Here is a 24,667-nt window from a genome sequence, read left to right on the forward strand (position 1 = left end):
AAAAATTCCATTGGTAAGCGGCCTGCGGAGGTAGCTAGAGCGCTTGGTGGTAAAATAGAAAATCCGCTTTGGGGCCTATTTACGAAATAGAGCCCCAAAACGGATTTTCTGAAAAGGTGGAAATTTTACGGCACTGCAGGAGTGTCTCTCAGTTCTTTGCAACCATCTGCTGCATTAACTTTTAGAGGAATACCTGTTGAGCTACTAGTGTTTCACTACGCGTACCATAGTTGTAAAACCATCGCCCGAAATTCTGAGAAGGTACGTGCCTGCGGCTAATGTGCTCAGGTCAATTTTTTCATCTGAGCCAATCATAACCTGTTGGGTACTGACGAGTGTGCCCATGGCGGAGTACATCTTGATGACTGCTTTGCCAGAAGTAATGCCAGAAAACTGCAGCTGCACCCCGTCTGTGGTGGGGTTGGGATATACTTTGGCTTCCACTTGAATGGCTACCGCTTTTGACTTGACAGAGATGATCTTGGTGTGCTCAAACTTGCCGTCAAAGTCCACCTGGCGCAATCTGTAGTACACCGTACCGTTGACCGAAGCAGCATCTAAGAAGCTGTAGCCCATCTCAACGGTGGTGGTGCCGTTGCCTTTCACTTTGCCAATCATTTGGAAGTTCTTGCCGTCTGTGCTGCGCTCCACCTCAAAGAAGTCATTGTCTTTCTCTGAGGCTGTTTTCCAGTTCAGCAGCGTGCCGTTATTCTGTACCTTACCAGTAAAGCTGATCAGTTTCACCGGTAATGGCACTTCCAGGTCGGCCAGCGCAAACCGGTTTAAGCTGGTTACTTCAGAAAGAGTAGCTGTGTTTTCAGTAGTTTCAAACGTTGATTTGCTTCTAGGCTGCATTAACCATTGTATGCCATTGGAGGACGTATAGAAAGCCAGTTTTTCTTCAGGAACACCGTTTAGTTCATGCGTAAGGTAGTCTATCTCTACTATGGCAGCTAGCCCAGAGTTAACCCCGGTTGGTGTTACTATAAAGCTTCGTTTTATACTGGTAGCATTGACGCCCACGGCGGTACCCGTTAACCGTGACACCTTGGTAAGACCGGTTGCCGCATTGGTAATGGTAATTCCCAGATTCCCGAAAGTTTCTCTGCTTTGGGTGAGCGTGCGTGATGTCTCTACTGTGCCGGTGACAAAGGCGGTTTCGCTTTCAATGATGGATCCTTCGGCTTCGCCTAATGTGATTTTAGTGTTGCCGGTTCTTATCTCACCTTTGGACACCAATAATTGCTTTTTTACTGTAATCGGGCCCTGCAAGGTTTTGATGCCCTCTGCGGAAGAAGTCAGGTTACTGTACGCTAAACCCGGAATATTCTGAGCACGGGCACCGTTAAAATCTATGGTGTTTTCTTGGGTCAGAAGATCAGCTGAAGCGCCATCTGTCATTGTAAAGTCTGCCGCAATGCCTGTAGTACCCGAAAACGTTTTTAGGCTTCCGTTGCTTAATTTTAAATTATAGTAGTTAATAGGCAAAACCTCTTGGGTATTTGCACCATTATACTCTACTGTCACATTCACCGCAGACGCATCAATAGATGTTGAGTTTTCTCTGATAAAAGCCCCTGCTATGCCAGTGGTGCCTGCCTGTAATGTTTTAGCGCCAGTATTACTAATTACTAACGTTTTGTAATTAAGTGCTGCTATGCCTTGAGAGACAGCACCATTGTATTCCATTACAGTTGGTAAAATAAGAACAGCTGCTGGGTCAATTGTGAAAGTGCCTGCTATCTGGGCGCTTTCACCATCAAAGGTTTTGGTGCCGGCTTTCAATAACTCTAAATTGCCATATTGCACACCTTTTATAGTCTGGTTAATGCCTTCATAAACCACCGTACTGTTTGCAGCAAATAGATGGGAGGCAAAAACAGGCATGGCTGCGCTTGCTATCCGGAAGGTGCCTCCGTCATTGATGGAGAATAAAGGAGAAGTAGGAAATTCAGTATCACTAATTGTGGTTATGGGTTGACTTTTAGCATCTAGCGTCCCTGACTCAATCATCAGGCTTGTCACCGCGTTAAGTGGAGTTTCTAAGGTAAGAGTTCCTGCCCCGGTTTTGGCTACATGTAAATGCTGTATGCTAACAGGTTCATTGTTGGCTGCTATAATGCTGGAAGCTCCCGTGCCTTTGAATTTAAACTCTGCTGTAGAGCCATCAAATGAAGTGCCGTTATGGGTGAAGTCTCCAAAGATGGTTACAATATCATGGGTTATGCTTAAATGGGCACCTGTAGCAACGGTAAGGTTGTTAACAGTGGAAGTGCCCGAGCCGCTGAAAATGGCGGGTTCTGTGGTTTGGCCTAATTCAGCTTTCTTAGAGGTGAATGTTATGTCAGCACCAAGGGCGTTTAAAACTCCATTGTTCACCAAGTTGCCATCTAATACATACTTTTTAGTGGCAGCGTGAAGCGTAGCGTTAGCAGCAATAATTAAGTCATCTGTTACACGGACTTCTGAACCTATTAAAGCTGCCATAGAAACACCATCTTCATGCGTGTTTTCCAAAACCAAACGGGTAAAGGAAGTAGGAAGGGTGCCTATTAATGCCACTTTCTGCGCCCCTCCAATTTGCAAGGTTCCAGTGCTCCGGAAAGAGGTAGATGATGCCCCGAAGTTTAATGGATAAGCCTGCAGCCCAGCCAGGGCTATTGGACTGAAAATAAGAGTGCCAGTGCTTAGAATGGTGCCGTTATTGTTAATAGAAGTATAAAAATTGTGGGTGTAGGGGCCTCCAATAAATTTTGCGCCGGCGGATACGTTAAAATCTAGGTTTACCGTCCAGCCCACACTTGCGCGTATGCCGGCAATATCAGTATTACTAATGGTCAATTTGCCAAAAGTAGGAACCATTGTAGAATTGAACAACGGAGCCACATTGCCAGCAAACTCTACAGTAGGAGGCACTGCTAAATTAGGAATAGAAGGGTGTGGCAAAGAGCCTTGGAGAGGGGCTTGCAGCTGAATATTTTGCAGGCGGGTGCCAGCAAAAACGGTATTGCCGCTGCTTTTAAGGATGCCCGTGTTCAGGAAGTCTCCTTCAAAGAAGATGCTGCGGTTAAGCGCATCAACACTCCCTTGGTTGGTGAAATCCCCCTTTATTGTAATGTCGCCATCGACAATTTTATAGGAAGCGCCTTCCTCTAATAGCCAGTTGTTCAAGGTGATGTTGCCTAACAAAGATTTCTGTGTGCCTCCATTGGTTGCCAGTACCAAAGTGCCTTCTGAATAAGCAGTACCTGCTGAAAATGTGCCATTCTGGTTGAAATCACCCTGTAAAGTAAGGGTTTGGCCGTTTCCGTTAAGGCTTGCTCCATTGTCAATGGTTAAATTGCCGCCTACCATAGTGGCCGCCAGTAACTGCTTGGCATTTGTGCCGCCGTTGGAGATTTTTAGATTGCCATACGTTACTCCATTTATGCCCTGTGCGGTAGAACCTTGGTAAATAACAGTGCTGGCCTTATCCAACATATAGTTATTATAGCTAGTCGGGAAATTAGAACCCTCCAGGCTCAGTGTGGCGGCACTACCCATCATGAACCTGCCCCCGGCGGCACTTCGGTTTATGGTGTAGTTTCCTAAGTTTAAAATACCGCTTCTAATATCTAAATCAGCGTTAACCGTAACATTACCGGCCGGGGCTATAGGAGAGGAAGCGCCTTTGTTAATAATAAGATGGTTGAAGGTGGCCGAGGGTATAGGTTGGCTGGTGTTCCCAATAAAGGAAATAGTGCTAGTGCCGGCATCAAAGATGGCTCCGGGAGCTTTGGTCCAGTTTTGCTGAATAGTGATGGTAGAGGCTCCTATGCTAAACGTACCGCCCTCCTGCACAAGGTCACCCTGCAATGTATAGGTGCCGCCCGGTACAGACAAAATTCCTTTTTAATAGTAAGGGTGCCAGCCACATAGCCAATAGAGGCAGCGGTAAGTTCAGCAAGGCTTTGTTCAGTCTTGTCAATAGTGAGGTGGTGATAATATACTTCTCCAATCTTCTGGGTGTTGCCGCCTTGATAAGTAAAGGTGCCATTATCCTTTCTAAAGTTATTTACGGGAGTGCTTATGTTGTAATCACCGCTCAGGTTGAAATTACCCGTGCCCAAATTGATAATGGCATTACCGGCATGGTTTAAGTTTCCAGCCACGGTTGCCGTTCCTGAGACCAAGTTCAGGCTGATGTTGTTGCCTCCGTCACTTAACACCATGTCGCCACCCACGGTAAGTAGCTTAGTGTCTACGTTTATAGCATGGTTTGCAATAGTGCCAGTGCCGCTGGTGGCCAAGTTACCGCTAACGGTCAAATTACCTGTGCCAAGAGTTAGAGATGTAGGCGCCAAGCCTTTAAACTGCAGGCCTTTAATGGTTGTGTTTAAATTTACAATAGGCTGATAGGTTGGCACAACGTTGCCCAATTCCACAATGTCTGTTGCGCCAGGCACGCTTGTAGCCTGTATTGGTGCACCAGAGGTAATATTATTCCAGTTGGCGGCCAGGTTCCAGTCAGTACTGGTGGTTCCTTTCCAGCTATACACACTGGTGGTAGAAGATAGTGTCCATTGCCCCGTTATATTCGACAAGCCAGTTTGGTTTACCCAATTCTCAGTGGCGTTGTTCTGGTTTTTACCTTGTGACTCCCAGGTATTGGTAGTGGCGGAGAATTTATACAGCTGCAATTCATCCTCTGCGTTGGCATTAAGTTCAGATTCTTGGTATTGCAGTTGAAGCGTGGCCCCGGTATAGGTGCCAACAGGAATGGCAACCGTTAGTTTTCCATTGATGGAAGCGCCGAAAGGAAAGTTGTTAACCGCGCCTAGTGTCAACGTGGTAGACACATCAGAAACATTAGTCGCTGTGCCAAACTTAATCTGAGTGTAAGGTCCATTGAACGCATAGGCAGTATTTGCAGCAAACGTATGGTTTCTCCTTACCGTTCCTATTATCCACCCAAGGCCTGTGCGGTTACCAGATATGTTTACCTTAAAGGCACCGGTAAGCAACAAGCCCTTTGTCATGTTAAGGGTGGCAGTAGTCATATCTGTAGTTTGCGTTACAGTACTGCCTTCGTTGCTTTTATTGATGGTCAAGGCATTGAACGTGGTGGCACCCGTCAAAGTGGTATTAGTAGGGCCTGCCATTACAACTGTTCCATTTTGGTGGGCAAAAGTGCCGTTATTGATCCAGTTGCCGTTTATAGTATGGCTGAACACACCAGCGTTTAAATTAGAGCCTGAATTAATAGTGAAGTTGCCATTTACTAGTAAAGCGCCCGAAGCAGTTTTTGCTCCAGCGGCAGTAAGCACCAAATTGCTGTATGCTCTGCCCGGCACGTTCTGTGAAGCTGTGCCATTGAAAGTGACGGTATTAGGTGAATTAGTAGTAGTGTTGAAGGTGCCGGTGGTTGTTAACTCGCCGGCTATACTAAGGTTTGCGTTAGCCACCATGGTCAAGCTCTTGCCAGACGCCACCGTTACGTTAAACAAATCATGGGGTCCGGCAAAAGTAGAAGTGCCGTTGAAGGTGACAGTGCCGGCAGTAGCCGTTAATTTACCTATGCCGCTCAGATCAGAGTTTATAGTAAAGGAACTGCTGGTAGAGATGCTGCCCAACACTCGCAGGCCGAAGAATGTCAAGGCGCCGCTTGACGAGATGTTCTTAGATGCACCGTTCATTAAAACGGTGCCAGTTGTAGCGGTTAACCCTCCTGCGCTCACCACCAGGTTCCCAGTGACAGTAAAGGAGGCAGTGGTATTGATGGTTCCGGTTACTGTGAGGTTGTTCAGGCTAATGCCCGTGCCTGTTATAGAAGTAGAGTTTCCGGTCATGGTTAAGGTGCCGTTGCTCTGCGTAAGGGCACCGGCACCCGTGGTCAGCAGGTTCCCGGCTATTGTAACAGCTGAGGCTGGTATGGTGAGCCCTGCATTTGTAACGGTAAGGTTGTTGAAAGTAGCAGAGCCGTTAACTGTCCTATTGATTTGTTTGTTTGCGCCGTTCAAAACCACGGTACTGCTGGCTCCGGCAAAAGTAGCATTGTTTGTCCAGTTGCCACCCACCGTGTGCGTAAAGGCGGCGCCATTAAAATTTGATGCTCCACCAAGTTCCACATCGCCGCTGACGTTTATAGCTCCTCTGGCGGTAAATGAGGCAGAACCAGCACTTGTGAACTTACCGGCAACGGCCATAGTGGCCGCCGGCAAGGTTTTGGAACCAGATCCACTTAAGGTTAGGTTTCCGTAGGCTTCGTTGGCAACCGTTTGGGTGGAGCCGTAATAGTTAACCGTGCTGGTGCTGCCCAGGTTTCGGGTGGCAAAGCCTGTTGGGAAGGTGCCGGTTCCACCAATCATTAAAGTGGCACCGTTGGCTAATGTAAGCGTACCCCCGGCAACGGTAGGATCGCTAACTCTAACTAATGAAAATCCTTGCAAATCTAGTGTTCCGGCCTCTACTACTAGTTGGGTAATTGCAAATTTTGCGGAAACAGTAGTATTCCCTGCTAAACTCCTGACCCCACTCCCAGTTATGCGCAATATACCGTATGGACCATTGTTGGCTATTGTCTGGTTGCCGTTAGACGCATATTCTACGGTGCTTGCTTGGGTTTCAGAGCCATACATAGTAGGAAAAAGACTGTAATTGTTCGTAAATATGGAAGCCTTTACTTTTAAAGTTCCGCTTACACTTACCGTAAACCCAGCATACGAAGTAGGAAAAGTCACTCTGTTCAACTCAGGATCTAAGGTGCCGGTAACCTCAAATTTTGAAGACCCTAAGGCATTAACAGTTATGTTAGACTTAAGGATAATACTGCCACTAATAGTAGCAGCATTAAACGTGTTGGTAGAAGTACCACCCACCGTTTTGCCCGACCCGGTGAATTCAATGGTAGGGGGTAAATTATTATAAAGAGATTCACCGTAAGCGCCATCATTAACGAAATTTCCGCCCACTACCAGAATTGAGCCTTGATTTAGTAAAGTGCCGGTTCCTATGGTGGTTATATTGTTAGTAACTGTTACCGCTAAGTTGGCATTCCTTAAAATCAATTCCACAGGGCCAATGGTGGCCCCCGCGCTGGTTATTTCTAAAGAAAACATTCTGACTGAATAGTTTTCTTGAATGATAGGCCGGAACCGCGTAACGCTGCTTGAGTAGTTGTTGCCACCTATTATCACAGCTGTATTAGCATCAGGCACGCCATTTGTCCAGTTGCTTGATGTATTCCAATCATTGCTGGTAGAACCACGCCAATACGTAGTTTTGGTTTGAGCATCTACCTGAAAAGATAGTAAACTGAAAAACACTAGCGCCAGACAAGAGATACCAAAAGAAGAGCGTTTAACAAGACTGCAAAGCGTAGAAAGATTCATAAGCGTTTCAATAATTTTAAAGGGTCGCATGCTTTTAGTTCTTTGTTTAAATATAAAATTTAAAAGAAAGAGCTTGCGGTTAATCTTGGTGATTAAAAGCAATAGGTCAAATACCCACTTAATAGTTCATTTAAAAAAATTAAAATCGATGAAACCCGTAATTAGGACGATTAATTTCTCTCCTTAATGAAAAAAGCCTTATTTAATCTACTTTAAACCATAAAAAATATGCTTAGAGTGTTTTTAATATATGAATAAATTAATATAGGGGCGTATATTGTTTAGAGTTTACAGATACAAGTTAACATTTGAAATATTATATTAATTGATTTATAATATATTTATTAAAAATATAAAAAAATAAGTAATCAATTTATAAGTAATTAGTAATGAGTAGGTCTGCTGCTATGATTTGAAAGGGGTAGAGGTTGTCTGTAACCTCTAAGAACGGTAGATGAAGGCCTGCGCCATTACGTTTTAAGTTTTTTTGGCTAGGGCAATTAGACGCGTAAACAGCGGGCGGGCAGAAGGACATTTCCACTACCCTAACTTATCAATTGCGCAAAATATGTTCTTACATAAAATATTATGAAAAGGCAGGAACCTCTCCAGGGAAAAGTCATTTGACCCAGATGTATGCGCCGCTATACTTCCAGACTAAGAAAAGCCGTTTTTTGTACATACGCTCAAGTTGTTAAGTGCGGCATTTGTGGCCAATCCTCTACTTATTTGCCGAATAGCCTAACCCATCGGAAAATTTTAGTAGCAATGGTTCTAAAGCAAATGATTGCCTATTTTAAGTTGAGATTGGACCCATGAGTTAATAGGGCGCAACAGTATTCAAGAAATGGTAGGCATGGCGCGTAAACAATAGAATGCCTACCTTCGCTTTTTACCAGAACCAGAACAAATGCAGACCGAGGAAATCTCTTACCAGGAAAAGATTCGCGAACATCAGCTCAAGATAAAGCAGGTGTTCAGGGAGATGGGCAAAGTGGTGGTAGGGCAGCAGTACATGGTCAACCGCCTCTTGATTGGCTTGTTCACCAACGGCCACATTCTGCTGGAAGGTGTGCCGGGTTTGGCCAAGACGCTCACCATCAATACCTTGGCCAAGGTGTTGCACCTCAATTTCCAGCGCATACAGTTCACCCCAGACTTGCTGCCCTCAGACTTGGTGGGCACCATGATCTATAACCAGAGTTCCAGCGCGTTTGAGGTCAAGAAAGGCCCCATCTTCGCCAATTTGGTCCTGGCCGATGAAGTGAACCGCTCGCCCGCCAAGGTGCAGAGCGCGCTGCTGGAGGCCATGCAGGAAAAACAGGTGACCATTGGCGAGAAAACCTACCGCCTGGATTTGCCATTCCTGGTGCTGGCCACGCAGAATCCCGTGGAGCAGGAGGGAACCTACCCGCTGCCCGAAGCCCAGGTGGACCGGTTCATGATGAAAGTCTACGTAGATTACCTCTCCAAGCAAGACGAATTGGAAGTGATGCGCCGCATGTCTAACCTGTCTTACAGCAGCACCGTGAACACCGTGCTCACCAAACAAGACATCTTTGACATCAGAAACGAAATCAACCAGGTGCAGATCTCTGAAACCCTGGAACGCTATATTATTGAGTTGGTGTTCGCCACGCGGCACCCGGCAGACTATGACTTGCCAGATTACGCGCAGTACCTGCAATACGGTGTGTCGCCTAGGGCCAGTATTGCCCTGAATTTGGCCGCTAAAGCCACCGCCTTCTTTGAGGAACGGGACTACGTGCTCCCCGAAGACATCAAAGAAATTGCCTCAGACGTGCTCAGTCACCGCGTGATCCTGAACTATGAAGCTGAAGCCGACAACGTGAAAACCAAGGACTTCGTGGAAGCCATCTTGCGCAAGGTGCCCATCAGTTAATCAAACCTGCAATTCGCAATTCACCAATAGTCCCGTTTTCGGGCTCATTTCCAGAAATGAGCCCGAAAACGGGACTATTTTATTTAACATGAACTTGATTAGGGGAGAGAAATCATGGCCTCCATCCTGGTCTCTCGCCCTTGTTGTTATCACCAACAAGCAAGATAACATCAGCCATCAAGATTGACGGCCCCAAGGACGTCTATTAAATCGGCTTTTAACCTGGCGCCTAACAGCTTCAAAGTACTGTAAATAAAAAAGCACTCCAGAAGAGTGCTCTTTTGATCTAACCTATCTGTATGAAAATTTTTATTTGATGAAAGTGCCTTTGCTGGCCACGTAAGCCTCTTGCTGCGCGGGCTTCAATAACTGCAGCACCGCCGTCTCAAAACGCTCGTTGATCTCTGCCACAAACGTAGGCAGCATGTCAGCAGAGGCGACGGTTTGGGCGTCTTTCAGGTCTTGGGTCTTGGTTTTCTCCAGAGCTTTCAATTTTATGTACTGAGACTCCGTCAAGGCCAACGCCTGAATCAAAGCACGGTCAACAGAAGAACCTTTGCCCTTGGCCGCTGGACCTGCCTGCGCAGTGAATGCACCTGCTGCTACAGTGAAGAAGAATATGAGGGCGAAGGCTACCTTTTTCATGCGTTTGTGCTTTTCTGCGTGATTGATGATACAAATATAGAGCACGAAATCAGGCCCAAATCTGATTTTAGACCACTTCGCCCAAACACAAGTTTAACCTATTTCTTTACTCGTTTAAGGACACGCTGCTCAGATGAATAGGTTAAATCACCCGATGAATCCTAGTCCAACCATAGTTTAGTGCTATTGGCTTTTCCGTTTTCGGGCTCATTTCCAGAAATGAGCCCGAAAACGGAAATCCTTTAAAAAGAAAAAGCCCGCCAATTGTGGCGGGCCCTCTGCGCATGAGAGACTACTTCATGGGCAAAGTAATTGTCGCGTCGTTAGTTCTCACCCATAATGACCGACAATATTTCTTTAATGATGCAAGGTTGGATAGAATCCTGTAGGCAATTGGGTTTAGTAATCAGTGTTTTTCGGGTCCCAGTTGGCCCAGCCCGCGGTCCAGTCCTGGCCATTGGCGAAAGCGCCTATGTTGGTGCCGGTGCTGGTGAAGAAGGCGGGCAAGCCCGTGAAAGACGCACCAGTCAGCAGTTGAGCGCCAACCGTGAAGTTAGGAGCGCCTGCCTGCGTGAAAGAACCGGCAATGCCCAGGTCACTGTTGTTGGCGACTACCATGTTGTTCTTACCGGCGGCATTGAACCAGGTGGCCACGTCATAGGTGCTGCCAGATTCTTTGGTAAGCGCATTGGCGGCAATGGTGCCAGCTATATAAGTGTTCTGGATTTTAAGCGTACCGGCCGTGGCGTTGGCCTGAGATTTGGTGCCGTCTAGCAATAAGCCCACTGGCCAGCCCGCAAACAGCGAGTTGTGGATGGAGATGTTGCTGTTTCTTCTGATGTGCATGGCGCGCTTGAAGTTGGTGTTGAACGTGGTGTTGCCGGTAGCATTTGGTCCGAACAAGCTCACGTTAGAAAACACCGCCGATGTCTTGGGCGTGTTGTCAGAACCCTGGGCGTCACCGTCAGACTCAAAACCGTTGGAACCAGAAGCATCTGCCACGTTGGGGTCAGAGATACCCAGCAAATACTGGAAGTTGCCCGAAAAACCATTGTCTGTATCAAACATATCATCCACGGTTTTGTAGGCAATCAGGTACTTGGCGTTCACCGTACCGCCAAACATTTCATAAGAGTCATCGCCGCAGAAAGATACCTGCACGTGGTCAATCTGGGTGCCACTGCCCACGCCGCCCAAAGTCAGGCCGTTGATTTCATTGTCTGGCTGAAAGGCAATACCCGGAAACTCAATGCGCACGTAGCTCAGTACGCCTGAGTTGTCTGCCGCAGTGGTTCCGCCGTAGGCGCGGTCTACGCCACCTTCAATCTTGGCATTGGCGCTGGGCAGGTTGGTAGGCGCGGCGCCCAAGATGATGATGCCGCCCCAGTCACCGGCGTTGCGGCTGCCTTTGGGTTGGTTAGACGTGAAGACAATTGGAGCCTGGGCAGTGCCTTGGGCCATGATCCTCGCGCCGCGTTCAATCACTAGCGTGGCCATAGATGTTTTATCGCCTTTGATAATGGTGCCCGGCTGAATGGTGAGGGTGGCACCGGGCTTCACGTACACAAAGCCTTTCAACAGGTACTTTTTGTTGGCCATAAAGGTGACGTTTTCCTCAGAGGAACCTTCCACGGTAACTACGCCGCTGGCTTCAGTCATAGTGAATTGTTCGCCGGTGGCGGTTTCTACCGCGTCATCGTCATCTGAGCAGGAGAAGCCGGCAAAGGTGAGCGCGAACAGGAAGGCAAGTTGTTGTAATCTTTTCATGTCGTTTTACTTTAAAATTTGGTTGTTTAAATCTGCGTTGGTTGGTTAGAATTTGTAAGTGATGCCCAGGCTGGAGTAAGAGCCGCGGCGGTAATCCTGCACGGTTTCATCTACCTTGGTGATTTTTGCGTCTTCATTGGAGTCCTGCACCAGGCTCACTTTCTGGTTGAGAATGTCCTGGATGCCGGCTTTCAGTTCAAAATGCTTGCCCAGGCCTTTGGTCACGCTCACGTCCAGCAGGTTGCGGGGCATTTCATAGATGGTGGGGTTGGCGTAAGAACCAGCGGCCCAGATACGTTGGCCCACCACGTTGTAGAGCACGTTGAGCTGCAGCTGGCGCTCGTCGTTCTGGTAGTACAACCCGGCATTCACCACGTAAGGCGACTGGCCCATCATGGGTCTGGTGGTTTGTTTCATGCCCACGGCAGCTTCCTCAGACAGTTCCACTTCGCTCTTAATCAAAGAGGCGTTCAGTAAGAGTGTGATGTTTTGCAGAATAGGCGATTGGGTCAGTTCCCGAAGGGACTTCCTGATTTCTACTTCCACGCCGTAGGTGGTGGCGCTGGGCGTGTTGGTATAAGTGAGTGAGTTGCCGATGTTGGTGACCTCAAAGTATTTCTCAATAGGGTCTTTGAAGTATTTCCCGAACACGCCCACGCTCAACAACTCTGTCTGGGATGGGTAGAATTCATACCGAAGGTCTGCGTTGTAAATGGTGGCCGTTTTCAAGGGTGCGCCTCTTTCCTCAAACAGTGTGATGAAGTTGTAGTAGCTGAACGGGGCCACTTCTCTGAACTGCGGACGGTTCAAAGTGATGCTGCTTCCGGCGCGTAACATGGAGCGCTTGCTGAACTCGTAGGTCATGTTCAACGAAGGCAGCACGCGCAGCACCTTGTCATCAAAATTATAGGCGCGGCCCAGGGAATTCAGGCTTTGCAGTTGCTGGTGGTTATACTCCAATCGGGCACCGCCTGAAACCGAGAACTTGTCTGTGATGGGAGCGGAACCGCCCACATAGCCGGCAGCGTAGGTATTGGAAGCCGTGTAAGAATCTGACGGGTTGGTGCCCTCCACTATGGCTAGGCCAGTAGTGGCGTTGATGTTCTGCGGTGCGAAAACTTCGTCAATGGGCAAAAACGGAATGTTCTGGTTAAAAGAATCTGAGTTGGCCGGTCGGTAAGACAGGAAGCGGGCGTCAAAATCACGGTTCTTGCGCTCCACGTAGAAACCGGCTCTCAGCTTTGGCGCGTTCTCAGACAAAGAATCTGCGGGATTGAATTTATGCTCAATCTGGCCAGAGCCGGTGTACACATGCTCGTTCAAGTCTGAGTAAAACCGGCCGGCGTCTGCCAGAGAAGCGGTTGGCTTGAACGCAACCGCGAATTTGTCATTGGAGCCAATGTCCCGTTGGGTTCTCAGGCGGCGGTAGTCAGGCTCGTTGCGGTTGGTGTAGGAATAGCCGCCGTTCCAGGTAACCGTGGTCTTTAAATCGTTGAAATCATGCGTGCCCTGTAACTGACCGGTGTACAAGGTGCGGCTCTCAAACCGAAGCGCGTAGTTCTGCTGCTCCAGCCCGTTGAAAAACTCGGTGCCTTTTCTGAACAAGATGGAATTGGAACCCAGTTGGTTGAAAAGGTTGCTGAATTCCAGTTTGTTGCGGTTGTTGAGTCTGGCGGTCCAGTTGTGGAGCACGCCCAGGCGGGTGTTCTGGGTAGAGGTTTCGTCTTGGTAGCTGAAATCAAGCGGGCTCTTGCCGGTGCTTGGGTCAAACTGTTGGTACTTGTTGCGCGAGCCCGTGGTAAAGGTTCTGGTGTTGCTGTACGAGATGGCGGTCACGTTGCTCAGGCGCAGGTCTTTCACATCTACCAATCTGGTCATGCCCAGGGAAAAGCGCATGTCTGGCAGGGCGTTCCCGTTGGTGCCGGTCCAGGTGTTGGGCAGCTGCCGTCCTAATTCCGCCAGTTGGCCATTGTTGCCAACCTGGTTGATGTTGGTGGGAAAGCTGCCAGGCAATTTGCGGTCGCCGTTGTCAAACCCCAGGAAATCTGTCTTGGTGCCCGGCGCCGAAAGGAAGTTGCTGAACGTGGTGTTGCCTCTATACGAAGTGGAGAAACCCAGGCTGGTGGTATTTTCATCGGCGAAGTTTTTGGTGAAGACCTTGATCACGCCTCCGCCAAAATCCCCGGGCAATTCCGGTGAGCCGTTTTTGTAAATCAAGATGCGGTCAATCACGCTGGTGGGCAGAACGTCAAAGGAGAAGGCGCGGCTGTCGGGTTCGGTGCTGGGCGTGAGGGCGTCATTGAGCATGACAGAGTTGTAGCGCTCGTTCATGCCCCTGATCACAATGTACTTGTCGTTCATGATGGTCACACCGGGAATCCGTTTCACGGTCTCGGCAGCATCACGGTCCAGGGATTTGGTGATCTGCTCGCCAGACACGCCACTGACCACTACTTCGCTCTGTCTCAGTTCATTGATTAGGGAGATGTCTGTGTTGGTCTGGCGCGTGCCCACAATGGTCACGGCGTTGAGGTTGGTGCTAGCCGTTTCCTCAATCTCGAAGTCCATGGTGGTGGTTTTGCCGGCTTCTATTTTAATGTTGTCATACACCGCCTGCTTGTAACTCACATAAGATACCGTGATTTTATAGATACCCGGCTGTAGTTTAAGGCTGTAAGAACCGTCAATGTCAGTGGCCGCGGCCGTGCCCGAGCCCGTGATGAACACCACGGCCCCAATGATGGGCTCTGCGGTTTTCTTGTCCTTCACTTTTCCGGACAAGGTGCCCTGCTGGGCCTGGCTGTAAAAGAAGGTGGTGAGAAAAGAGAGGGTGAGTAAAAAGGTTTTCATTCGGTTGTGATTAGTCTCGCTGCAAAAGTAGAGCGGCTGTTTAACCCCATGATTACCTCCTTGTTACTCTATTGTTAAGGAGCAGTGCGCTGTGTTACGGTTGTGTTAAGCGGCTTGGCAGTAAGTGCGTTTTCAGGCTCTGGAATGGAAATGGAGCCGAAAACGGACTACCCCCAACCCCTCCTAGGACAGGAGGGGAGTTTTTTGGATGCGGGGAGCAGCAGAAAGCCATGCGTGGGAGACAAGGCGATGCCTGGTCTCTACAAGTACGAACCTGTTTTTACCTCCATTTCCAAAATAGAGCCTAGAAACGTAATTGGCGGAGACACTCTTAGGAGCTGCGCACACTACGAGGTCTTTTGAGCAACAGCAGTCGGAACCTTCACCGTAGAGACAAGGCAGTGCCTGGTCTCTACAACCGGCACACGTATTGCCCAGTTTTGCTTCCATTTACAATCCAGAACACGAAAACGCAATTGGCGCAGACCTCACAGGTTTCCAAAATCTGTGAGGTCTTTTGAGCAGGCGGCACTGCTAATGACCGAAAACGCAGACTGCCTTTAAATCCACATCTTTTCCAGCCTTTCCACCGAGCGCCTCGCGGGTTGGCCTTGCATGGCTAGGGCTATGAAACAAAGAACAGAAATGGCCAAGACGGGCAGTGCGAGAGGGGAAGGCGGGGCCTCGCGGCCGTGAGCGCTCGGATCCATAATATGGAAAAGGCTGTCTTGTAAAACTCAGGATGCAGCGAAATTTTGGAAGGAAAGCAAACTGCGTGCACAATAACAGCTACTTGAACCGCAGTATAGGTCGTTGGTGAGAACACCAACAACGGCGGAATACAGCCGAAATAATCTTCGTTAGATCCTTCGACTACGCTCCGGATGACCATTTCTATAGTCATCAATTCCTCCCCATCCCTAACTATCCCAAAGGAAAGCCACTAACCAAAGGCCAATACTGTGAATAATGACAGAAATCATGGGGCGGCCCACTTTTGTGTTGTACCTTTGCGCAAAACCGAAAAACGTGCTGCTGAAAGAGGTTATCTACTTGATGCAAAAGGATTTTGTGCTGGAATGGCGGCAGAAGTATGCTTTTAACGGCATGCTGCTGTACGTGGGCAGCACGGTCTTCATCTGCTACCTCAGCTTCAGCCTGCGGTTTGGCGGACTGGAGGTGCCGGTCTGGAACGCGCTGTACTGGATCATTCTGCTGTTCACGGCGGTGAATGCCATTGCCAAAGGCTTCGCGCAGGAGAGCCGCGGACGGTTGCTCTACTATTACAGTGTGGTGAGTCCGCAGGGGGTGATTGTGGCGAAGATGCTCTACAACGCCGCGCTCATGCTGGTGCTGGCGCTGTTGTGTTTCGGGTTTTACGCGGTAGTGATTGGAAATCCGGTGCAAGATGTGCCCATGTTTCTGCTCACCATTGTGCTGGGCGCTATTGGGTTCGCCTCATCGCTGACCATGATTTCGGGCATAGCGGCCAAAGCGGCGAACACGGGAACCTTGATGGCAGTGCTGAGTTTCCCGGTGATGGTGCCCATGCTGCTGATGCTGATGAAGATGTCCAAAAACGCCATTGACGGCCTGGACCCCAGCGTGAGTGTAGACGAGGCGCTTACCTTGCTGGCCATCAACATGATAGTGGTAACGGTGTCTTACATCTTGTTCCCCTACCTGTGGCGAAGCTAAATATAGTGGGCAATTGTGCGTTGGTAAAAGGTAAAAGTCAAACCCTCAATTATCATCCTGAAAGGAACTTTAGGGCGAATTAGAAAACCGATTGAAATAAAAGAAAGTCCTTTAACCAGACTTCGACTGAAATAATAAATAAAAAAGCATGAAACTAAGCTGGTGGAAATGGCTCACAATTGCTCTGCTGCTCTACACGGTAGTCATGGGCTTTTTGAGCGACGTGCCGCGCCTGGCCATTCTGAACGAGACCATCCGGAACCTGTTCTTCCATGTGCCCATGTGGTTCGGGATGATTTTGATTCTGCTGGTAAGCGTGGTGTATTCCATTAAATACCTGCGCAACCCGCTACTCAAGCATGATATAATTGCGGTGCAGTCGGCCAATGTGGGCATTTTGTTTGGCGTGTTGGGCATTGTGACCGGCATGGAATGGGCCAAATTCACGTGGGGCGAGTTCTGGAGCAATGACCCCAAGCAGAACGGCGCGGCCATCGGGCTGTTAATTTACTTTGCCTATATGATTTTGCGCGGTTCTTTTCAGGACCACCAGCAGCGGGCGCGCATCAGTGCGGTGTACAACGTGTTCGCGTTTGCGGCTTTGATTCCCTTGCTGTTCATCTTGCCGCGCATGACCGACTCCCTACACCCCGGCAACGGCGGAAACCCGGGCTTCAACGCCTATGATTTAGATGCGCGGCTGCGGGCGGTGTTCTACCCAAGCGTGCTGGCCTGGACCTTGTTGGGCATCTGGATGGTAAATGTGCGCACGCGCCTGGAAGTGTTAACCCAAAAATTCTATGAAAATGCATAAATGGCTTTTGGCGCTGCTCCTGCTGTGGGCAGCCGTGGGCACGGTTCCGGCCATGGCTCAGTCTGGTACCACCACCGTTGAATATTCTTCCAGCCAGGCTTCTGCGCCAGAAATGGCCGATGCCCTGCGCCGCGACGGCAAGATTTACATTGTAGTCATTGTGTTGGTGAGCGTGCTGCTAGGCGTATTGTTTTACTTGATAAATCTTGATAAGAAAGTTAGTCACCTGGAAAAGGAACTTCGCCAATAAACCTGTTTTCGGGCTCATTTCCAGAAACGAGGCCGAAAACGGAAATGCTGCCTACCTTTGCAGAAATGCAGCGCCTCAGGATTTAATTTTTTAGAAGTGTTGTTGACTAGGCGGCGCAAACCGCCAAAGCGTTCAAAACCATGAAGAGAATACACATTATCGGGATTTTAGTGATTGCCGTAGCCATTGGCATTATTACCTCTACGGCCTCAGATGCCAGCGTGTACGTGCCTTTTTCTGAAGCGCAAGCCCGCGCCAAAGACGGCGACGACGGCAAGGTGCACGTGGTGGGCCGCCTGAAGAAAGATGCCAAAGGCCACATTGTGGGTATGAAGTATGACCCCACGCTAGACCCCAATTACTTCTCGTTCGTGCTGGTAGATACCAACCGCGTAGAGCAGCAAGTGGTGTATTACAGCCCCAAACCCCAGGACTTCGACCGTTCTGAGCAGGTGGTGATTACGGGCAGCATGAAAGACCAGGTGTTTATAGCCGATAAAATCTTGCTTAAATGCCCGTCTAAATACACAGAAAACGAAATCAAGGCCGAAACGGCGAGCCTTTAAAATAGTCCTGAGTCTAGAGTTCTGAGTCCTGAGTTGAAATTGGGACTAGGTCAAGGCTCACTGAGTTAATATATGTTGCAAGAGTTCTGGTAGTACAGGTTCTCGGGTTTTAAACTCAGGACTTTAGACTCAGAACTCATAACTATCTGAAATGATAAATACGCTTATTGGTGACATTGGTCACGTCAGTGTGATTGTCGCGTTTGTGGCGGCACTGGTTTCCTCCCTTTCTTATTCATTCGCAGCCAATGCGCAGGAACTCACCTCTGAGCAAGCCGGCTGGAAGAAAATGGCCCGAGGTGCGTTCTTCGTGCACACGTTGGCGGTGTTCAGCATCATTTTCTGCCTTTTCAACATCATCTACAACCACCGCTACGAATACCATTACGCGTGGAGCCACTCGTCTAACCACCTGGCGGTGCATTATATGATTTCCTGCTTCTGGGAAGGCCAGGAAGGTTCTTTCCTGCTCTGGATTTTCTGGCACGTGCTGCTGGGGCTAGTCTTGATTAAATATGCCGGCAAGAAATGGGAAAGCCCGGTGATGGCGGTTTTCTCGTTTGTGCAGCTGTTTTTGACGTCCATGATTCTGGGAATTGTGATTGGTGACCTCAAGATTGGGTCATCGCCGTTTATCTTGATGCGTGATTTCATGGCCGATGCGCCGGTGTTCCAGATGGACCCTAACTATGTGCCCAAAGACGGAACCGGCCTGAACCCGCTCTTGCAGAACTACTGGATGGTGATTCACCCGCCGGTCTTGTTCCTGGGTTTTGCTGCTACCTTGGTGCCGTTTGCCTTTGCCATTGCCGGTCTCTGGAAAAAAGATTTCTCAGCCTGGACCAAACCCGCCTTGCCGTGGGCGCTGTTCGCTGCCGTGGTATTGGGCATAGGTATCATGATGGGCGCGTACTGGGCCTATGAAACCCTCAACTTTGGTGGTTACTGGAACTGGGACCCGGTGGAAAACGCCGTGTACATTCCGTGGCTGGTGCTGGTGGGAGCCATTCATACCTTGCTGGCCTACCGCAAAAGCAGAACCGCGCTGCGCGCCACGTTTATCCTGTTCATCGTTTCGTTCCTGTTGATTTTATACGCCACGTTCTTAACAAGAAGCGGTATTCTGGGCAACGCCTCGGTGCACTCGTTCACAGATTTGGGCTTGTCTGGGCAGTTGTTCACCTACATGGCGGCGTTCTTCGTGCTGGCTATTGGCTTGCTGATCTACCGTTGGAAATACATTCCGGTCACGGATAAAGAAGTAGCCACCTATTCCGGCGAATTCTGGGTGTTCATAGGTGCGGCCGTGCTTTGTTTGGGCGCGTTTCAGGTGCTGTTCACCACGTCTATTCCGGTATATAACTCGTTCATGGGCTTTATTGGCATTAAAACCAACGTGGCCCTCCCCGCCGACCAGATTGCGCACTACACCAAGTTTCAGCTATGGTTGGGTGTGGCCATTGCGCTGTTGTCGGGTACGGGGCAGATGCTCTGGTGGCGCAAGCAGAACAACGGAAGCAAGATTTCTGACGTGTTCATTGTGCCTTTGATGCTTACCGGTCTGTTTACGGCTTTGATTCTCTTGATCAGCAAGCTGGGCTATATTGAGCGCATCAACAATCCGGTGTATATCTTGCTGCTGGCGGCGTCTCTGTACGCGGTGTTCAGTAACCTGGGCATTCTGTTGGGCGTCCTGAGAAAGAACGTTTCTATTGCCGGCGGCGCCGTGGCGCACATTGGCGTGGCCATGATGCTGATTGGCGTGCTGTTCTCCTCTGGGTATTCCAACATCATCTCCAAAAACATGTCGGGCATGGTGTACGCCCGCGAGTTTGGCGATGACATTAACCGCGACAACGTGCTTTTGTGGCGCAACGTAGCCACTGATATGGGCCCTTACAAAGTGAGCTACAAAGGCCAGTACCTGGAAGTGAAAGACATTCCAGACTACGTGAACAAGCAGTTGCTTTTCAGGATTGACGATGAATACAAGGCCATCGCCCGCGGTCCGTTGAAAGACGGTGACCAAATCCTGTACAAAGCCGGTGACACCGTGGAAATATCGCCAGAAAACACCTATTACCAGGTGGAATTCAAGAACCGCGAGACCGAAGAAGTCTTCACCTTGTACCCACGGGCGCAGGTGAACCCAGATATGGGGCTTCTGGCTTCGCCGGATGTCAAGATGTTCTGGTCTAAAGATTTGTACACGCACGTTTCTACCATTCCAGACCCCAACGAGGAGAAGGAGTGGGGCGAAATGAAGGAGTACAACGTTAAAATTGGCGATACGCTTATTCTCAATGATTACGTGGCTATTCTGAAAGGCATTGAACCCGCCAAAGACACGTTAATGCTCAATCTGAAACCCGGCGACGTGGCCGTACAAGCTGACATGCAGATTCTGGGCGAGCGCCGCACCTACCACGCACACCCTATCTATGCCATCAGAGACCGCATGGTGGGCCGCGTACCCGAAGAAATTGAAGACCTGGGCTTGCGCCTGATGCTCCTAAACATCAACCCAGACAAAGGCGAATTCACCATTGGTATCAACACCAGCCAAAAGGACTACATCATCCTGAAGGCCATGGAGAAACCGTTCATCAACATTCTCTGGATAGGCACGCTGGTCATGAGCCTCGGGTTTGTGATGGCCATTGTGCGCCACTTCAAAGACGGCAAATCTGGCAAGAAACCACCTCTGCCTAAAGGCAAAGCCGTAAAGCGCCCTGAATTGGTGGCCTAAGTTTTATCAATGATTTATTGGAAATCCGGTGGAAGGAGAGTTGTTCTCTCTCCGCCGGATTTTTTGTTTTTAGCCGTTTTCGGGCTCATTTCTGGAAATGAAGCCGAAAACGGTGAGTGTACAGAAAATAACTACAGAAATCTAAAACTTATTGTCAATTTCTATACACAGACTACGGTTCAACATTGTCTTTCTTTAAAAGAGGAGGCGAATTTGCCAACGAGAACACGCCTTTCTTATGATGGTAGGGACAGGTCGCGACCTGTCCTAACGCATATCTGATACCGCGCATGCAGATAATGTAGGGGCGTATGGCATACGCCCTTACGCATTTCTGAAAACGCATTTCCGCTTATCCTTTGTTGCATTCCTTACGGTAACAGAGCTGCCAAGGCCACTGCGTAGGGCGTATGCCATACGCCCCTACAAAATTTCAATGCGTAGTCTGTTACTGAATTGTTGGTACCTTGCCACTGCAACAGTAGAGTTACATCCATGAAGATAGGCATCATTGGCACGGGCAACGTAGGTACGCATCTGGTGAAAGGTTTGGCCGCGGCTGGGCTGGAAGTGGTCGTCATTTACAGCCGAACGCTGGCCCATGCCCAGGAAGCAGTTCAATTTGCGCCAACCGCCAGAGCCGTAGATTTTCTTGATTTCACTGCTTGCCCAAGGGCTGACTTGTACTTGCTGGCCGTGCCAGACCAGGTGCTGCCAGAAATTGTTGCCAAAGCCCTTTTCCCGGAAGGGACGGTGGTGGCGCATACGTCGGGGACGCAGCCAATGGAGGTGTTGCAGCCTTTGAAGAACGTGCAGGTGGGTGTATTTTATCCGTTGCAGACCTTTAGTAAGGAGAAAGACGTAGACTGGCCGCGTATTCCTATCTGTTGGGAAGCCTCCTCGCCGGAGGCGGGGGAGATGCTGCAGCAAGTGGCCGTTGCTTTAAGCCGGAATGTGCTGGAAATGGCCGGTCCAGCGCGGCGGCAGTTGCATGTGGCGGCGGTGTTCGCGTGTAATTTCACCAACCATCTGTGGGGCGTGGCCCAGGAAATCCTGCAAACCGCCAATCTGCCTGTGACCCTGTTGCAGCCTTTGGTAGAAGAAACAGTGGCTAAAGCGTTTCAATTTCCGCCGTTTGCGGTGCAGACCGGCCCGGCCCGGCGCAATGACCAGACCACGCTGCAGGCGCATGCCAACCTGCTGCAAGACTTTCCGGAGTATACCGCGTTATACCAGGTGCTCACTGCCAGCATTCAGCGGCAGGCTGGTTTTGCCCCCGTTTCAGGTTTAGAGGCCAAAAACAGAAACCCAGGCAAGCCCGCGCAATAGAACGTTCGGGTTTTGATTAGGGCGCGTGTATGCCTACCTTTGCTGCCTTAACACCGCGCGTTTATGAAAGTAGTGACCATCACATATAAGTTTGCCAACGGAAAACCAGACGAGACCCATTCGGGCGCCGAAGGGGAGTCTGTGTTGGATGTGGCCCTGAACAACGGAATCCAGCTGCAGCACAACTGCGGCGGCGTGTGCGGCTGCAGCACCTGCCACGTCTATATTGAAGCTGGCATGGACGACCTCCCTGAAATCACTGACAAAGAGGAAGATTACATTGACCGCGCCGTGGACCCGCGCATCAACTCGCGCCTGGCTTGCCAGTGCGTGGTGCAGGGCGGCCAGGATTTAGTGGTCACCATTCCCAGACAAGATTTCTTAGGGCATTAATTCAAGGGCTAGAAATTAGTTTTTAGACCACATTCTTCACGTAAGTGAAAATACTGGTTAAGCACCAGGAGTAAGCAAGCCAGTATTTTGTTTGTCATCTTCTAAGGAACTTGGTGGCAAACTGTAAAAGCGAATAGTAAGTGCCTGTCTAGCTGGCCACCAAAATCTTTCCAAGATGACAGAGGGGGTTAACGCTTATCATGCATAACAACTGACAATTATAAAAATATGAGCAATCAATTTGAACCACCCATCAAGTGGGCCGACCATGAAGATATAGCCATGGCGCTCTATGAGAAGTTCGGGGATGATTTCAATGAAGCCAAGATTTACCGCGTTCGGTTCACAGACCTGCTGGAGTGGGTGCTGTCTATCCCTAACTTTGAGGGTACCCGTGAAGGCGCCACCGAGGGGCACCTGGAAATGATTCAGGCCCAGTGGGTGTATGAGTGGCGCGATAACCAATAACAAGCCAGCACGTGTAGGCGCGTTTTCGGGCTCATTTTCAGAAATGAGCCCGAAAACGCGTTTTTCTGTTTAAACTTTTTAAGGCCATGACCATGCAGGCACTTCCAGATTTCAGCCATATCAACACGTTCATCTTTGACGTGGACGGCGTGCTCACAGACGGCACCTTGCTGTGCTTCTCTACCGGTGAGCAGGCCCGCGCCTTCAACATAAAAGACGGCTACGCCATCAGGCACGCGCTTAAGAGTGGCTACCGGGTGGCCATCATCTCGGGGCGCAACGAGCCCGGCGTGCGCAAACGTCTGGAGACCCTGGACATCAAAGACATTTACCTTGGGGCAGAGAACAAGCTGGACACGTTCCAGAATTACATCTATTACCACGGCATTGACCCGGAGAATGTGGTGTTCATGGGCGATGACATGCCTGATCTGGAGGTAATGCAACACTGCGGCATCTCGGCGTGCCCCGCAGACGCGGCCATTGACATCTGTGACATCAGCCAGTACGTGGCCTCTGCCGAGGGCGGGAAAGGTGCCGTGCGCGAGTTGATTGAGATGGTGATGAAACTGCACAAGACCTGGTAAGACCAATATATCCTTATTTATATATTCATATTATAATTTTTGTAAATAAAGTTTGGTGTTTCGTTAATAATCATATATTTACAACATCATTCATTCTTTCAATTTTTATTTTTTTATGAAAACAGGGACTGTCAAATTCTTCAACGACTCTAAAGGCTACGGCTTTATTACAGAAGAAGCCACCAATGAGGACTTTTTTGTACACATCACCGGCCTCAACGGTGTTCAGATCCAACAGCACGACAAAGTGGAGTTCGACACCAAAGAAGGGAAAAAAGGCATTAACGCGGTAAACGTGAAAAAGCTCTAACACTTCTACTTATCATACTCATTTTGTAACTCTTCAAAAGGCCCCTGCTCTAGGGGCTTTTTTCTTTTGTGGCCGTTTAGCCGTACCTTTCCTGCTCGCTCCCGGCCGCCTTGAAGAACTTTCTCACCCTCATCAGATTCCCCAACCTGCTCATCATGCTGCTGGCCCAGTTGCTGGTGCGCAAATACCTGGTGTTTCCGGAGCGTACCTGGGCAGAGGCCCTTACCTGGCCTTTTCTGGTGCTGGCCCTGGCCACGCTTTGCATTGGGGCGGCGGGCTACATCATCAATGACTACTATGACCTCAAGATAGACCGCATCAACAAGCCAGACCGCGTGGTGCTGGGCAAAGGCCTCACCCGCCGAAAGGCCATTATGGTGCACTTCTACCTGTCGGCTACGGGTGTGGCGTTGGGTACTTTGCTAGGCGTGCGCGTGGCGGTGGTGCTGTTTGGCGTGGCCATGCTGCTGTGGGGTTATTCGGCGCAGTTCAAGAAGCGGCCGCTGGTGGGTAACCTCACCATTGCCCTGCTCTCAGGGGTGATGGTGCTGGTAGTGCCGCTACAGGCCGGTGAACCGTCTGTGGCGGCCTGGGCGTACGGGGTCTTCGCATTTTTGATATCGCTTATACGGGAGATTATCAAAGACATGGAAGACGTGGAGGGCGATGCTTCTTTCCGGTGCCGCACCTTGCCCATTGTGCTGGGCCTGCCCAAAACCAAATGGGTGCTGTACCCGCTGCTGGCCTTGTTTCTTCTGTATACGTTGGTGGTGATGTGGGCGAAAGCCGAGCAACCTCTGTTTCTAATGTATTTGGGCATTGGGGTGGTACTGCCCACCTTGCTGCTGACCCGGCAACTGTATTACGCAGACAGAAAGTTAGAATACGCCCAGTTGAGTTGGTTTTGCAAGGGCATTATGCTGGTGGGCGTCTGTTCCATGCTGGTGTTGCGGTAAGCGAGGCTTGCC

17 protein-coding genes are annotated in these 24,667 nt (G+C 49.6%); 12 read left to right on the forward strand and 5 right to left on the reverse strand.

The window, feature by feature from the left end:
* Positions 1-204 precede the first annotated feature (204 nt).
* Together IMY23_RS16495 and IMY23_RS16500 are read right to left on the reverse strand one after the other, a co-directional pair.
* Positions 205-3,882: a T9SS type A sorting domain-containing protein gene (locus IMY23_RS16495; RefSeq protein ID WP_192823137.1), complete on the reverse strand. Its 3,678-nt coding sequence runs from the start codon at positions 3,880-3,882 to the stop codon at positions 205-207.
* Complete coding sequence (locus IMY23_RS16500) at positions 3,813-7,472, reverse strand: hypothetical protein (RefSeq protein ID WP_192823138.1); 3,660 nt, start codon at positions 7,470-7,472, stop codon at positions 3,813-3,815. Before IMY23_RS16500 ends, IMY23_RS16495 begins: the two co-directional genes overlap by 70 nt.
* A gap of 808 nt (positions 7,473-8,280) precedes the next feature.
* Between IMY23_RS16500 and IMY23_RS16505 the strand changes: the two genes are divergently transcribed.
* A complete protein-coding gene (locus IMY23_RS16505) occupies positions 8,281-9,273 on the forward strand; it encodes a MoxR family ATPase (RefSeq protein ID WP_192823139.1) in 993 nt (330 codons plus the stop codon).
* A gap of 309 nt (positions 9,274-9,582) precedes the next feature.
* Here IMY23_RS16505 and IMY23_RS16510 read toward each other — a convergent pair whose 3' ends face one another.
* The 3 genes from IMY23_RS16510 to IMY23_RS16520 form a co-directional block, all read right to left on the reverse strand.
* A complete protein-coding gene (locus tag IMY23_RS16510; RefSeq protein WP_192823140.1) occupies positions 9,583-9,918 on the reverse strand; it encodes a hypothetical protein in 336 nt (111 codons plus the stop codon).
* Positions 9,919-10,317: 399 nt separating this feature from the next.
* Entirely contained in the window at positions 10,318-11,685 is a 1,368-nt protein-coding gene (locus IMY23_RS16515) for a T9SS C-terminal target domain-containing protein (RefSeq protein ID WP_192823141.1), read from the reverse strand.
* Positions 11,686-11,730: 45 nt separating this feature from the next.
* Complete coding sequence (locus tag IMY23_RS16520; protein ID WP_192823142.1) at positions 11,731-14,535, reverse strand: TonB-dependent receptor; 2,805 nt, start codon at positions 14,533-14,535, stop codon at positions 11,731-11,733.
* Positions 14,536-15,591: 1,056 nt separating this feature from the next.
* Here IMY23_RS16520 and IMY23_RS16525 point away from each other — a divergent pair.
* From IMY23_RS16525 to IMY23_RS16575, 11 genes are all read left to right on the forward strand, one after another.
* On the forward strand, positions 15,592-16,233 hold the full coding sequence (locus IMY23_RS16525; protein ID WP_192823814.1) for a heme exporter protein CcmB: 642 nt from the start codon (positions 15,592-15,594) through the stop codon (positions 16,231-16,233).
* Positions 16,234-16,381: 148 nt separating this feature from the next.
* Positions 16,382-17,047, forward strand: a complete 666-nt coding sequence (ccsA, locus tag IMY23_RS16530) for a cytochrome c biogenesis protein CcsA (RefSeq protein WP_192823143.1) — start codon at positions 16,382-16,384, stop codon at positions 17,045-17,047.
* Complete coding sequence (locus tag IMY23_RS16535; RefSeq protein WP_225986532.1) at positions 17,034-17,297, forward strand: CcmD family protein; 264 nt, start codon at positions 17,034-17,036, stop codon at positions 17,295-17,297. The genes ccsA (IMY23_RS16530) and IMY23_RS16535 overlap by 14 nt, the downstream gene beginning before the upstream one ends.
* Positions 17,298-17,437: 140 nt before the next feature.
* The gene (locus IMY23_RS16540; RefSeq protein WP_192823144.1) at positions 17,438-17,863 is read left to right on the forward strand and encodes a cytochrome c maturation protein CcmE; all 426 of its coding nucleotides are present in this window, start codon (positions 17,438-17,440) and stop codon (positions 17,861-17,863) included.
* A 151-nt stretch (positions 17,864-18,014) separates the two neighbouring features.
* Positions 18,015-20,612 (forward strand): cytochrome c biogenesis protein CcsA, encoded by a 2,598-nt coding sequence (gene ccsA, locus IMY23_RS16545; protein WP_192823145.1) that lies wholly within the window; start codon positions 18,015-18,017, stop codon positions 20,610-20,612.
* A 459-nt stretch (positions 20,613-21,071) separates the two neighbouring features.
* Positions 21,072-21,941, forward strand: a complete 870-nt coding sequence (locus tag IMY23_RS16550) for a Rossmann-like and DUF2520 domain-containing protein (RefSeq protein WP_255430338.1) — start codon at positions 21,072-21,074, stop codon at positions 21,939-21,941.
* Between the two features lie 63 nt (positions 21,942-22,004).
* Positions 22,005-22,334 carry a 2Fe-2S iron-sulfur cluster-binding protein gene (locus tag IMY23_RS16555; RefSeq protein ID WP_192823147.1) on the forward strand — a complete coding sequence of 110 codons (330 nt, stop codon included), beginning with the start codon at positions 22,005-22,007 and terminating at the stop codon, positions 22,332-22,334.
* A 228-nt stretch (positions 22,335-22,562) separates the two neighbouring features.
* Complete coding sequence (iscX, locus tag IMY23_RS16560) at positions 22,563-22,802, forward strand: Fe-S cluster assembly protein IscX (RefSeq protein ID WP_192823148.1); 240 nt, start codon at positions 22,563-22,565, stop codon at positions 22,800-22,802.
* A gap of 92 nt (positions 22,803-22,894) precedes the next feature.
* The gene (locus IMY23_RS16565; protein ID WP_370589882.1) at positions 22,895-23,389 is read left to right on the forward strand and encodes a KdsC family phosphatase; all 495 of its coding nucleotides are present in this window, start codon (positions 22,895-22,897) and stop codon (positions 23,387-23,389) included.
* A gap of 115 nt (positions 23,390-23,504) precedes the next feature.
* The gene (locus IMY23_RS16570; protein ID WP_192823150.1) at positions 23,505-23,699 is read left to right on the forward strand and encodes a cold-shock protein; all 195 of its coding nucleotides are present in this window, start codon (positions 23,505-23,507) and stop codon (positions 23,697-23,699) included.
* A 110-nt stretch (positions 23,700-23,809) separates the two neighbouring features.
* Positions 23,810-24,655, forward strand: coding sequence for a geranylgeranylglycerol-phosphate geranylgeranyltransferase (locus IMY23_RS16575; RefSeq protein ID WP_192823151.1), 846 nt, complete (start codon positions 23,810-23,812; stop codon positions 24,653-24,655).
* Positions 24,656-24,667: the final 12 nt, after the last annotated feature.

This window comes from Rufibacter sp. LB8 (assembly GCF_014876185.1).
Classification (GTDB): domain Bacteria; phylum Bacteroidota; class Bacteroidia; order Cytophagales; family Hymenobacteraceae; genus Nibribacter.

What these genes read in the sequence shown, in the direction of transcription:
- ccsA (WP_192823145.1), top strand. Translation starts at nt 18,015, where the DNA reads ATGATAAATACGCTTATTGGTGACATTGGTCACGTCAGTGTGATTGTC.
- IMY23_RS16570 (WP_192823150.1), top strand. Translation starts at nt 23,505, where the DNA reads ATGAAAACAGGGACTGTCAAATTCTTCAACGACTCTAAAGGCTACGGC.
- IMY23_RS16535 (WP_225986532.1), top strand. Translation starts at nt 17,034, where the DNA reads ATGAAAATGCATAAATGGCTTTTGGCGCTGCTCCTGCTGTGGGCAGCC.
- IMY23_RS16565 (WP_370589882.1), top strand. Translation starts at nt 22,895, where the DNA reads ATGCAGGCACTTCCAGATTTCAGCCATATCAACACGTTCATCTTTGAC.
- IMY23_RS16520 (WP_192823142.1), bottom strand. Translation starts at nt 14,535, where the DNA reads ATGAAAACCTTTTTACTCACCCTCTCTTTTCTCACCACCTTCTTTTAC.
- IMY23_RS16505 (WP_192823139.1), top strand. Translation starts at nt 8,281, where the DNA reads ATGCAGACCGAGGAAATCTCTTACCAGGAAAAGATTCGCGAACATCAG.
- iscX (WP_192823148.1), top strand. Translation starts at nt 22,563, where the DNA reads ATGAGCAATCAATTTGAACCACCCATCAAGTGGGCCGACCATGAAGAT.
- IMY23_RS16515 (WP_192823141.1), bottom strand. Translation starts at nt 11,685, where the DNA reads ATGAAAAGATTACAACAACTTGCCTTCCTGTTCGCGCTCACCTTTGCC.
- IMY23_RS16525 (WP_192823814.1), top strand. Translation starts at nt 15,592, where the DNA reads ATGCAAAAGGATTTTGTGCTGGAATGGCGGCAGAAGTATGCTTTTAAC.
- IMY23_RS16510 (WP_192823140.1), bottom strand. Translation starts at nt 9,918, where the DNA reads ATGAAAAAGGTAGCCTTCGCCCTCATATTCTTCTTCACTGTAGCAGCA.
- IMY23_RS16540 (WP_192823144.1), top strand. Translation starts at nt 17,438, where the DNA reads ATGAAGAGAATACACATTATCGGGATTTTAGTGATTGCCGTAGCCATT.
- IMY23_RS16555 (WP_192823147.1), top strand. Translation starts at nt 22,005, where the DNA reads ATGAAAGTAGTGACCATCACATATAAGTTTGCCAACGGAAAACCAGAC.
- ccsA (WP_192823143.1), top strand. Translation starts at nt 16,382, where the DNA reads ATGAAACTAAGCTGGTGGAAATGGCTCACAATTGCTCTGCTGCTCTAC.